Genomic DNA, 12,531 nt, shown 5'->3' with positions numbered 1-12,531 from the left:
ATGCGACGGGACCTCACGGCCCGCTGGCAGGCCGCCGCGCCGCGCGAGCGGCTGATCGTGCGCGTGACCGCCGTGATCGTCGGCCTGCTGCTGCTCTGGCTGATCGCGCTGGCGCCGGCCTGGAGCACGCTGCGCAAGGCGCCGGGCGAGATCGACCGGCTCGACCGCGAACTCCAGCAGATGCGCGCGATGGCGCAGCAGACCCAGGCGTTCAAGCAGGCGGTGCCGGTGTCGACCGAGCAGTCGATGACCGCGTTGCGGGCCGCGACGGCGCGACTGGGCCCGGCCGCCGAATTGACGATCACCGGCACGCAGGCGCAGCTGCGCCTGCGCGGCGTGCCCGGCGGCGCGCTGGCGATGTGGATCGGCGAGGCGCGCCAGGGCGCGCGTGCCCGTCCGCAGGAAGCGGAACTGCAGACCGGTCCGCAGGGCTACAGCGGTCGGCTGACCGTCGTGCTGCCCGCGGCGGCGGGGAACTGAGCATGACGCGACATCAACGCTTCATGGAGTCGGCTTTCATGCAGTCGGCCTTCATGCTCCTGGCCGCGCCGGGCAAGGCGGTGCAGCTGGTCCGGACCGATCGCGGCGCCATGCGCTGGGGGCTGGTCGGCGCCGTGCTGGGCCTGTCGACCGCGATCGTGGTCTGGGCCCCGGCGGCCTGGCTGGCGAAGGTCGTGGCCTCGGCGACGAATGAACGGCTGCTGCTCGCCGACGCGCGCGGCAGCCTCTGGAACGGCAGCGCGCGCGTGATCCTGAGCCCGGGCGAGGGCAGCCGCGACGCGAGCGAACTGCCGCAACGGCTGGGCTGGACCCTGCGACCCGCCTGGCTGGACGGCGGTCCGGGCGTGCGCCTGACGCTGGACCAGTCCTGCTGCATCAAGCCCGGCTCGCCGATGACCGCGAGCTTCGGCATGGACCGGCTCACGGTCCGCCTGCCCGACGCCACGCCCGAGCAGCCCTGGATCCGCTGGCCGGCCGCCTGGCTGGCCGGACTGGGCACCCCGTGGAACACGCTGGCGCCGGACGGCGTCATCGTCGTCAGCGCGCAGGGCTTCGTCTTCGAGGGCAAGGGCAAGGCGATCGGGGTGACCGGCCTGGCCCAGGTCGAACTGCGCGACTTCTCCTCGCGTCTGGCGCAGGTGTCGCCGCTGGGCAGCTACCGGATGAGCCTCGTGGGCGGCGGCACGGCGCCGCAACTGATCCTGTCGACGATCCAGGGGCCGCTGCAACTGAGCGGCCAGGGCAGTCTGGGCGCGACGCGGTCGCAGTTCCAGGGCGAGGCGACAGCCGCCCCGGGCAGCGAAGCCGCATTGGCCAATTTGTTGAACATCATCGGGCGCCGCCAGGGTGCGCGCTCGATCATCTCGGTGGGATGAGCATGAACAAGCACATGATGCGACCGACGGCGTTGGGCGTCGCGATCACCCTGATCGCGGGCAGCCTGCCGATGCAGGCCGGCGCACAGTCGTCGCAGCAGAACCGCCGACAGCCGGCCGTGCGCGCGAGCACGCCGGTCACGCTGAACTTCGTCAACACCGACATCGAGGCGGTCTCCCGCGCGATGTCCGCCGCGCTGGGCAAGCCGATCCTGGTCGACCCGCGCGTCAAGGGCACGATGACGCTGACGGCCGAGCAGCCGGTGCCGGTGCAGGAGGCCTACCTGAGCTACCTCGCCGCGCTGCGCGGCATGGGCTTCGCGATGGTCGAGGCCGGCGGGCTGCTGAAGCTGGTCCCCGAAGCGGAGGCCAAGCTGCAGACCGGCGCGGTGACGATCGCGGGCGAGACCAAGGCCCGCGGCGACCAGGTCGTGACGCAGATCTTCAAGCTCAGCCACGAGAACGCCAACAACCTGGTCGCGGTGCTGCGCCCCCTGATCACGCCGAACAACACGATCAACGCCAACCCGGGCAACAACAGCCTGGTGATCACCGACTACGCCGACAACCTGCAGCGCATCAGCCGCATCGTGGCGGCGCTGGACCAGCCCTCCAACACCGACATCGAGGTGATCCCGCTGCGCAACGCGGTGGCCTCGGACATCGTGCAGCTGGTGCAGCGCCTGTCGGACGGCGGCGGCGGCACGCCGGGCGTCCAGGTGCAGGGCGGTGGCGGCGGCGGCAGCGGCAGCGTCATGGCCGATCCGCGCAGCAACGCGCTGATCGTGCGCGCGGCCAATCCGGCCAAGCTGATGCAGCTGCGCGCGATGATCGCCAAGCTCGACCAGCCCAGCAGCGACACCGGCGGCAGCATCCGCGTGATCTACCTGAAGAACGCGGACGCGGTGCGACTGGCCACGGTGCTGCGCGCGGCGTACACGAACAACGCGGGTCCTGGCGCGGGCGGCTCCAACAGCGGACAGGGCGGCACCGGCAACTTCGCCAGCGCGCAGACCGGCAGCGCGGGACAGTCCGGCGGTTTCGCGGGCAACAGCGGCTCCTTCGGCGGGGCTTCGTCGGGTTCCAGCGGCAGCGGATCGAGCGGCGCCGCCTCCACGCAGGTCAGCCAGACCGCGCAGGTGAACACCGGAGGCTTCGTGCAGGCCGATCCGGCCACCAACTCGCTGATCATCACGGCGCCCGAGCCGATGTACCGCCAGATCCGCGCGGTCGTCGAACAGCTCGACACGCGGCGTGCGCAGGTCTACGTGGAAGCGCTGATCGTGAAGGTCGACGCCAGCAAGGCCGGCCAGTTCGGCGTGCAGTTCCAGCAGCTGTTCGGTGAAGGCGCGGTCGGCACCAATTTCGGTACCGGGTTCTCGAACATCCTCAACCTCACGGCCGCCACGGCCGGCGGCACCACCGGGGTCAGCAACGCGATCTCGAGCGGGACCATTCCCACCGGGTTGAACGTCGGCATCATCAAGAAGGTCGGCAGCCTCTACACCCTGGGCGCCATCGCCAACGTGCTCGGCTCGGTGTCCGGCACCAACGTGCTGTCCACGCCCTCGCTGATCGTGCAGGACAACGAGGAAGCCGACCTGCTGATCGGCAGCAACGTGCCGGTGCTGACCGGCAACTCGACCACCACCTCGGGCACCACGACCAGTCCGTTCCAGACCTTCGAGCGTCGCGACGTCGGCCTGCGGCTGAAGGTTCGCGCCACCGTCGGCGAGAACGGCACGGTGCGCCTGAAGGCGTACCAGGAGAACTCCAGCGTCGTCACGAGCGCGCCGAACTCCGCCACGCAGGGGCCGACCTTCGACAAGAGCGCGGTGGAGACCTCGGTGACGCTGGAGGACGGCCAGGTGCTGGTGCTCGGCGGCATGCTGAAGGACGAATACGTCGACAGCGAGGACAAGGTGCCGGGCCTGGGCGACATCCCCATCCTGGGCAACCTGTTCAAGAACCAGAGCCGCAAGCGGACCAAGTCCAACCTGATGATCTTCCTGCGCCCGGTGGTGCTGCGCACCCCCGAGAGCGCCGCCGCGTTGACGATGGACCGCTACGACGCGATCCGTGCCTACCAGCAGGAGTCGCAACCGAAGAGCACCCTGGTCCTGCCCGACACCGGCGCCCCGCTGCTGCCCGAGAGGCCGGCGTCGACGCCGAGTCCCACGCTGCCCCAGCAGCTGCCGCTGCCCGTGTATCCGGCGTCCTCGCCGGTGCCGGGTCCGGCCAAGGCCCCGGGCGACGCGGCCAGCGGCCCGCAAGGCCGCTGAGCCCGGAGACACCATGGCCAGCCGCCATCCCCTTCCCTACGCCGTCGCCAAGGCGCAGCACCTGCTGATCGAGGACGACGGCCAGCAGCGCACGCTGTGGGCGTCGCCGGCGCTGACGCTGCCGGTGCTGTCCGAGCTGCAGCGCGTGTACGCGCCGTCACGCATCGAATGCCTCAGCGTGGCCGAGCTCTCGACGCGCATCCAGGCCGCCTACGCGGGCGGCGAGGACAACGCGGCGCTGGTGATCGGCGAGGTCGAGAACGCCGTCGACCTGTCGCGCCTGATGCAGGACCTGCCGGCGGTCGAGGATCTGCTGGAAGCCGCGGACGACGCGCCCATCATCCGGATGCTCAACGCGCTGCTGACGCAGGCCGCGAACAACGGCGCGAGCGACATCCACATCGAACCCTACGAGCGTGAAAGCTCGGTGCGTTTCCGCGTCGACGGCACGCTGCGCGAGGTCGTGCGACCGAACCGCGCGCTGCATGCGGCGCTGATCTCGCGGCTGAAGATCATGGCGGAGCTCGACATCGCCGAGAAGCGGCTGCCGCAGGACGGCCGGATCTCGCTGCGCATCGGCGGCCGCGCGATCGACGTGCGCGTGAGCACGCTGCCGTCGGCGCACGGCGAGCGCGCGGTGCTGCGTCTGCTGGACAAGTCCGAATCGCGCTTCACGCTGGCGGCGCTGGGCATGGACGGCGAGCGGCTGGAGCGCTTCCAGCGCGTGGTGCAGCAGCCGCACGGCATCGTGCTGGTGACGGGTCCGACGGGCTCGGGCAAGACGACGACGCTGTACGCGGCGCTGCAGACGGTGGACACGTCGACGACGAACGTGCTGACCGTCGAGGACCCGATCGAATACGAGCTGCCCGGCATCGGGCAGACGCAGGTGAACTCGCGGATCGACCTGACCTTCGCGAAGGCGCTGCGCGCGATCCTGCGCCAGGATCCGGACGTGATCATGATCGGCGAGATCCGCGATTACGAGACGGCGCAGATCGCGATCCAGGCCTCGCTGACGGGTCACCTGGTGCTGGCGACGCTGCACACGAACGACGCGGTGAGCGCGGTGACGCGGCTGACCGACATGGGCGTGGAGCCCTTCCTGCTGAGCTCTTCGCTGCTGGGCGTGCTGGCGCAGCGGCTGGTGCGCAAGCTGTGCCCGGTGTGCAAGTCGGCCGAGCCCCTGCCCGACGGCCAGACGCGTTATCACCCGGTGGGCTGCCCGGCCTGCTCGAGCAGCGGCTACAAGGGTCGGACCGGCGTGTACGAGCTGATGGTGAGCAACGACGCGATCCGCAGCCTGATCCACAACCAGGCGCCGGAGTCCGAATTGCTGGCGGCGGCGCGCGCGAACGGCCTGCGGTCGATGCGCGAGGACGGCGACCGGCTGGTGGCCTCGGGCGTCACGTCCGAAGAGGAAGTGCTGCGGGTCACGCGCGAGTGATCGCGGCGATGACCTGGGCGCACGAGCAGTAGAGACACGAGGTTCCGAGCGATGCCCGCCTTCAAGTACGACGCCCTGGACGCGTCCGGCAAATCCCGCCAGGGCCTGCTGGAGGCGGACACCCTGAAGGCCGCGCGTTCGCAGCTGCGCACGCAGGGGCTGGTGCCGCTGGAGGTGAAGGCGGTGGCGGCGCAGCCGGGCAAGCAGTCGCGCTTCGCGCGGCGCGCGTTCAAGCCGGCGGGCCTGGCCGTGTGGACGCGCCAGCTGGCGGGACTGGTCTCCGCGGGTCTGCCGCTGGAGCGCTCGATGGCGGCGCTGGCCGACGAAGCCGAGGATCCGCGCCAGCGCGAGCTGATGTCGCAGCTGAAGGCCGAGGTCAACGCCGGCTCGTCGTTCGCGCGTGCGCTGGGCACGGCGCCGCGCGAGTTCGACGACGTCTACCGCGCGGTGGTCGCGGCGGGCGAGCAGAGCGGCGCGCTCGGGCCGGTGCTGGAGAGCCTGGCGGACGACCTCGAGGAACAGCAGCGCCTGCGTTCGGAGCTTTTCGGCGCGCTGGCGTATCCGGTGATCGTCTGCATCATCGCGGTGCTGGCGGTGAGCTTCCTGCTCACCTACGTGGTACCGCAGGTCGCGGCGGTCTTCACGCAGACGCGGCAGACGCTGCCGCTGCTGACGCGGATCATGATGGGCATCTCCGACGTGCTCCGGAACTGGGGGCTGGTGATCGTGATCGTCGTGGCCGGCGGGGTCATCGGCATGCGACAGGTCCTCAAGCGCGAGGGGCCGCGACAGCGTTTCGATGCGGCCTTCCTGAACCTGCCGCTGCTGGGCCGGCTCGCGCGTGGCTACAACGCGGCCCGCTTCTCGGGCACGCTGGCGATGCTGGCGGGCGCGGGCGTACCGATCCTGAAGGCGCTGCAGGCCGCGGCGGAAACGCTGTCCAACCAGGCGATGCGCGCGGACGCGATGGATGCGCTGGCGCAGGTTCGCGAGGGCGCGCCGCTGGGCGCGGCGCTGGCGGGGAAGAAGCGTTTCCCCGGGCTGTTGTCGATGTTCGCGCGACTGGGCGAGCAGACGGGTCAACTGCCCGACATGCTGCAGCGCGCGGCCAAGCAGCTCGGCAATGAAGTGAAGCGCCGCGCGATGACGCTGGCCACGCTGCTGGAGCCGCTGCTGATCGTGGCGATGGGCGGCGTGGTGATGCTGATCGTGCTGTCCGTGCTGCTGCCGATCATCGACATGAACAAGCTGGCGGCGCAGTAATCCGCCCTGCGGGCGCCCGCGCGCCGATGGGACGGTATCGGGCGGCGGCCTATCATCCGGTCCATGCCCGCCTCTCTCGACGGCCGCCTGGTGGTGGCTCTTTCCTCCCGCGCGTTGTTCGACTTCGAAGAGGAGAACCAGCTCTTCGAGGACAGCGACGACCGCGCCTATATGCGCCTGCAGCAGCAGCGCCTGGATGAGCCCGCCAAGCCCGGCACTGCGTTCTCCCTCGTGCGCAAGCTGCTCGCGTTCAACGCACCCGGCGGGACGCCCCGCGTCGAGGTCGTCGTGCTGTCGCGCAACGACCCGATCTCCGGCATGCGCGTGTTCCGCTCGGCGCAGCACTACGGCCTGAACATCGAACGCGGCGTCTTCACCCGCGGCCACAGTCCGTGGCGCTATCTGAAACCGCTCAAGGCGCAACTCTTCCTCTCCGCGAACGAGGACGACGTGCGATCAGCGCTCGTCGCGGGCGTCGCCGCGGCCCGTGTTTTCCCGCAGTCGGCGCGCGCCTCCGCCGCCTATCCGGATGAGCTGCGCATCGCCTTCGACGGCGACGCCGTGCTCTTCTCCGACGAGGCCGAACAGGTCTACCAGCGCGACGGACTCGACGCTTTCCAGGAGCACGAGATCGCCCGCAAGCTGATCCCGCTGCCCGCCGGTCCGTTCAAGCAGGTCCTCCACGAGTTGCAGCGCCTGCAGGAGGCGCCCGCCGTGCCGATGCGCCTGCGCACCGCCCTGGTCACCGCCCGCAGCGCGCCCGCCCACGAGCGCGCCATCCGCACGCTGATGGACTGGGACGTCGAGGTCGACGAGGCCATGTTCCTCGGCGGGCTGCCCAAGGGCGAATTCCTGCGGGAATTCGAGCCCGACTTCTTCTTCGACGACCAGCACGGCCACGTCCAGAACGCCGTCCCGCATGTGCCCGCCGGGCACGTGGCCATGGGGGTGACGAACCGCTGACGTCGTCGGCGGCGCCAGAATCCGCGCCGCATGACTTCCGGCAGCCGTCAGGCCGGCCCCTTCACTTTCCGTCGCTCCGCCCCGGACTCCCACAAGGAAGACCCACGATGCGCATCACGCTCCGTCGCCTGGCCATCGCCACGGCCTGCTCGATGGCCACCCTCGCCATCGCCGCCGAATCCACCGCCACCGCCTCTGCTGCTGCCGCCGCCGGAACCGCCGACGCCGTCGCCCGCAGCGCGACCGCACGGCCGGCCGTCTCGGACCCGTCGCTCGGCTTCTACCGCCAGCCCGCGCTGCGCGGCGACCGGCTGGTCTTCGTCGCGGAAGGCGACCTGTGGCAGGCCAACGCCAGCGGCGGTACCGCGCAGCGCATCACCACGCACGGCGGCGCGGAGACCTTCCCCGCCGTCTCGCCCGATGGCCGCTGGATCGCCTTCGTCGGCCAGCAGGAAACGACGGGCGACGTCTTCGTGATGCCCGCGGCCGGCGGCGTCGCCCGTCGCCTGACCTGGGACACCGGCGCCGTGCGCGTCTGGGGCGTCACCGCCGACAACGAAGTGCTTTACTCCGGCGCGACCGAGCGCGGCGAGCCCGGGACCCAGCTGCATCTGGTCTCCCTCATCACCGGCGCGCACCGCGCGCTGCCGGTCGGCCAGGCGAGCGACGGCGCGCTCAGCGCCGATGGCAAGACCCTGTACTTCACCCGCAACGGCCTGCGCGGCGACAACGCCCGCCAGTACCGCGGCGGCGCCCTCGCCCGCCTGTGGGTGATGGACCTCTCCGGCACCGCCGAAGCCAAGCCGCTGCTGCCGGAGGGCGCCAACGACCGCCGCCCGATGCCCTACAAGGACGCGTCCGGCAACGCCCGCATCGCCTTCCTGTCCGACCGCGACGGCACCTACAACCTGTGGTCCGTGAAGGCGGACGGCTCCGACCCGCGCCAGCACACGCGGCACAAGGGCTGGGACGTCCGCCATGCGAGCCTGGACGGTGCGTCGGCGGTCTACGCGCTCGGCGCCGACCTCTACCGCATCGACCTCGACGGCAGCGCCGCCGAGCAGAAGATCGACCTTCGCCTGGCCGGCGACTTCGACCAGCAGCGCAAGCGCTGGATCGCGCGCCCGCAGGACTTCCTCACCGGCGTCTCGCTCTCGCCCAACGGCGAGCAGGTCGTGCTGACCGCGCGCGGCCGCCTGGCCACGCAAGGCGTCGGTCCGCTGCGTCGCGCCGAACTGCCCGTACCCGCCTCCGCCGACGACGCCGGCCGCTGCCGCGACAGCGCCTTCAGCGGCGACAGCCGCGACGTCTTCGCATTCTGCGACTTCAGCGGCGAATTCGAGATCTGGCGCTTCGCCGCGAACGGCACCGGCCAGCCCAAGCAGATCACCGAGGGCGCGACCGTCCTGCGCCGCAGCCTGTCGCCGTCGCCCGACGGCCGCTGGATCGCGCACACCGACAAGGAAGGCCGCCTCTTCCTCACCGACCTCAAGAATCCCGCCCGCGCCGCCGCGACCCGCGAAGTCGACCACGACACGCTGGGCGACGGCGCCTCGGCGCTGAACTGGTCCGCCGACGGCAAGTCCCTGGCCTTCGTCCGCACCACCGCGAATCCCTACCGCGAGCAGCTGATGCTGCTGACCCTCGCCGACGGCAAGGTCCACCAGCTCGGCAGCGACCGCTACGCCGCCACCGCGCCGGCCTTCAGCCCGGACGGCCAATGGCTGTACTTCCTGTCGCGCCGCACCTTCAGCGTGACGGGCAACCCCGGTCCCTGGGGCGACCGCAACATGGGCCCCTACTTCGACAAGGGCTGGAAAATCTACGCGATCGCGCTGCAGCCCAATCTGCGCTTCCCGTTCGCCGCGCCGGATGAACTGCAAGGCATGAAGGCCAAGGAGGAAGCCGAGATCCGCGAGCAGGAGAAGGACAAGCCCGACAACAAGGAGTCCAAGCAGAAGGTCGAGGAAGCCAAGGCCGATGCGGCCAAGGAAGCCAAGCCCGCCGCCCCCGCCGCGGCGAAGAGCGGCAAGCCGGAGATCCAGATCCCCGGCCTGGCGCTGCGCTTGTACGAGGTGCCGGCTGCCGCAGGCAACTACAGCGGCCTGGCGGTCGACTCCAAGCGCCTGTACGTGCAGGAAGGCACCGCCCTGCGCCAGTTGCCGATCGGCCCGCAGGAATCCAGGCTCGAGACCTTCGCCGACGGCGTCGCCGCCTGGGACCTGAGCGCCGACGGGAAGAAGCTGCTGATCCGCCGCTCGGCCGCCCCGGGCACCGCGCCGGAGATCCTGATCGTCGACGCCGGTCCGAAGATCCCCGGCGATGTCGACAAGTCGCGCGTGCGCTGGTCCGACTGGCAGATTGCGATCGATCCGAAGGCCGAATGGCGCCAGATGTTCAACGACGCCTGGCGCATGCAGCGCGACTTCTTCTACGACAAGGACATGCACGGCGTGGACTGGGCCGCCATGCGCGCCAAGTACTTCCCGCTGACCGAGCGCGTCACCGAACGCGGGGAACTCGCCGAGCTGATGGCGCAGATGGTCGGCGAACTCAGCCTGCTGCACAGCCAGGTCGCGCCGGGCGAGCTCCGCAAGGGCGTCGAGGAGCCCGGCTACGCCGGCCTGGGCGCGCAGCTCGAGCGCGACCCGAAGGGCAACGGCTGGAAGATCGCCCGCATCTTCGCCGGCGATCCGGAACTGCCGTCCGAAGCCGGCCCGCTCGCCGCGCCCGGCCTGAACATCGCCGAAGGCGCGGTGATCACGCAGATCAACGGCCGCAAGGCTGCGTCGGTGCCCGATCCCAGCGAGCTGATGCGCGGCCAGGCCGGCAAGCAGGTGCTGCTGCAGGTCCGCGAGCCCTCCGGCAAGGAACGCCCGGTCGTCGTGACGCCGGTCGACCTGCGCCGTGAAGCCCAGCTGCGCGTCAACGACTGGCGCTTCAGCCGCGCCAGGCTCGTCGACAAGGCCGCCGACGGCAAGATCGGCTACCTGCACCTGCGCGCGATGACCCGCGACGACATCGGCGATTTCGTCCGCGAGTTCTACGCGCAGAGCGAGCGCGAGGGCCTCATCATCGACGTCCGCCACAACAACGGCGGCAACATCGACAGCTGGATCCTGCAGACGCTGCTGCGTCGCGCCTGGGCGTTCTGGCAGCCGCGCTCGCCGTACGGCAGCAAGCCGTATCCGAACATGCAGCAGGTGTTCCGCGGCAAGGTCGTCGTGATCGCCAACGAGGAGACCTACTCCGACGGCGAAACCTTCTCCGAAGGCTTCAAGCGCCTCGGCCTGGGGCCTGTCATCGGCAAGACGACCTCGGGCGCCGGCGTGTGGCTGTCGGACCAGAACCGGCTGATGGACAACGGACTGATGCGCTCCGCGGAGAACGGCCAGATCACCGTCGACGGGCAGTTCCTCGTCGAAGGCAAGGGCGTGACGCCCGACATCGAGGTCGACAACCCGCCGCGCGCGACCGCCAACGGGCAGGATGCGCAGCTGGACGCCGCGATCTCCTGGCTCAAGGAAGCGATCGCGAAGGACCCCATCAAGACGCCGAAGCCGGGACCGTATCTGCGGCCGATCAAGCAGTAACTGCGCGCCGCCGAGCGCGGCCCTGCACAGGGTAGGAGGCCTCGCGTCCGCGAACCTCCCACCCTGTTCCGGTCCCGGTGAGACTCGCTGTGCACCAATGAAAACGGGAGGCCTTGGCCTCCCGTTTGTCGTTGCTGTCGTGCGTTGCTGTCGTGCGTTCAGCTCAGCGTGACGCGCGCGAACTGGCGCTTGCCGACCTGCAGCACCATCGTGCCAGCCTCGACCTTCAAGGCCTTGTCGGTGATCGTCACGCCGTCGATCTTGACGCCACCCTGCTCGATCTTGCGGTTGCCCTCACCGTTGGACGGCACCAGGTTGGCCGCCTTCAGCAAGGCCGCGATACCCATCGGGGCGCCGCTCAGCGAGACCTCGGGGATGTCGTCCGGGATGCCGCCGCGGGCGCGGTTGTTGAAGTCGGCCTCGGCGTCTTCCGCCGCCTGCGCGCTGTGGAAGCGCGCGGTGATCTCCTTGGCGAGCATCACCTTTGCTTCCTTCGGGTTGCGGCCGCCTTCGATCTCTCGCTTCAGCGCAGCGATCTCGTCGATCGACTTGAAGCTCAGCAGGTCGAACCACTTCCACATCTGCACGTCGCTGATCGACAGGATCTTCGCGAACATGCCGTTGGCCGGCTCGGTGATGCCCACGTAGTTGTTCTTGGACTTGGACATCTTCTCGACGCCGTCCAGGCCCTCCAGCAGCGGCATCGTCAGGATGCACTGCGGCTCCTGCCCGTACTCGGCCTGGAGGTGGCGCCCCATCAGCAGGTTGAACTTCTGGTCCGTGCCGCCCAGCTCCAGGTCGGACTTCAAGGCCACCGAGTCGTAGCCCTGCATCAGCGGGTAGAGGAATTCGTGCACCGAGATCGGCGTGCCGGCGGCATAGCGCTTGGTGAAGTCGTCGCGCTCCATCATGCGGGCCACCGTGTATTTCGCGGCCAGCTGGATCAGGCCGCGTGCGCCCAGGGGATCGCTCCATTCGCTGTTGTAGCGGATCTCGGTGCGCGCCGGGTCCAGCACCAGGCTGGCCTGCTTGTAGTAGGTCTTGGCGTTGTGCTTGATCTGCTCCGGCGTCAGCGGCGGACGGGTCGCGTTGCGGCCGGACGGGTCGCCGATCATCGAGGTGAAGTCGCCGATCAGGAAGATCACCTGGTGGCCCAGGTCCTGCAGCTGGCGCATCTTGTTCAGCACCACCGTGTGGCCGACGTGGATGTCGGGCGCGGTCGGATCCAGGCCCAGCTTGATCCGCAGCGGCTGGCCGGTGGCCTCGGAACGCGCCAGCTTCTTCAGCCATTCGTCCTGCGGCAGCAGTTCCTCGCAGCCGCGCAGCGATTGCTGCAGGGCATGACGGACCCGGTCCGTGATCGGAAAATCGGGCGTCGACGCGGCTGGGGTTCGGATGTCAGACATGGCACTTCGGAGCCCGCACGGGCTTACGTAAAGTCTTGATTTACCGGGTTTTCTAGCATTTGTAACCCGGGCCCGCCGCTATACTTTCGGCTGTTTTTGCGGGGCGCCAAGAGGGCAATTCACATGCCTGACCTGTCGCTGCAACGCAAGACGGCGATTCTAGTGGACGGTCTGCCGAGCGCTCCGGACGCCCTTCAGGGC

8 protein-coding genes are annotated in these 12,531 nt (G+C 69.9%); 7 read left to right on the top strand and 1 reads right to left on the bottom strand.

The genetic code is table 11. The features are described from left to right. From AC07O8_RS09345 to AC07O8_RS09315, 7 genes are all read left to right on the top strand, one after another. Window positions 1–480, top strand: a complete 480-nt coding sequence (locus AC07O8_RS09345) for a type II secretion system protein M (protein ID WP_297529513.1) — start codon at window positions 1–3, stop codon at window positions 478–480. Between the two features lie 2 nt (window positions 481–482). Further along, entirely contained in the window at window positions 483–1,376 is an 894-nt protein-coding gene (gspN, locus tag AC07O8_RS09340; RefSeq protein ID WP_495047759.1) for a type II secretion system protein N, read from the top strand. Window positions 1,377–1,378: 2 nt separating this feature from the next. Then, window positions 1,379–3,658: a type II secretion system secretin GspD gene (gspD, locus tag AC07O8_RS09335; protein ID WP_495047758.1), complete on the top strand. Its 2,280-nt coding sequence runs from the start codon at window positions 1,379–1,381 to the stop codon at window positions 3,656–3,658. Window positions 3,659–3,671: 13 nt separating this feature from the next. Next, on the top strand, window positions 3,672–5,105 hold the full coding sequence (gene gspE, locus AC07O8_RS09330) for a type II secretion system ATPase GspE (RefSeq protein WP_495047757.1): 1,434 nt from the start codon (window positions 3,672–3,674) through the stop codon (window positions 5,103–5,105). Between the two features lie 51 nt (window positions 5,106–5,156). Further along, window positions 5,157–6,368 (top strand): type II secretion system inner membrane protein GspF, encoded by a 1,212-nt coding sequence (gene gspF / locus AC07O8_RS09325; protein WP_495047756.1) that lies wholly within the window; start codon window positions 5,157–5,159, stop codon window positions 6,366–6,368. A gap of 63 nt (window positions 6,369–6,431) precedes the next feature. Continuing rightward, a complete protein-coding gene (locus tag AC07O8_RS09320) occupies window positions 6,432–7,331 on the top strand; it encodes a 5'-nucleotidase (protein WP_495047755.1) in 900 nt (299 codons plus the stop codon). 107 nt (window positions 7,332–7,438) lie between these two features. Beyond that, window positions 7,439–10,924 carry a S41 family peptidase gene (locus tag AC07O8_RS09315; RefSeq protein WP_495047754.1) on the top strand — a complete coding sequence of 1,162 codons (3,486 nt, stop codon included), beginning with the start codon at window positions 7,439–7,441 and terminating at the stop codon, window positions 10,922–10,924. A gap of 158 nt (window positions 10,925–11,082) precedes the next feature. Here the strand turns inward: AC07O8_RS09315 and tyrS are convergent, their stop codons facing one another. Next, the gene (gene tyrS / locus AC07O8_RS09310; protein ID WP_495047753.1) at window positions 11,083–12,330 is read right to left on the bottom strand and encodes a tyrosine--tRNA ligase; all 1,248 of its coding nucleotides are present in this window, start codon (window positions 12,328–12,330) and stop codon (window positions 11,083–11,085) included. Window positions 12,331–12,531: the final 201 nt, after the last annotated feature.

The organism is Roseateles sp. GW821-FHT09G09, assembly GCF_059415965.1.
This window is presented reverse-complemented; position numbering and strand designations above follow the sequence as displayed.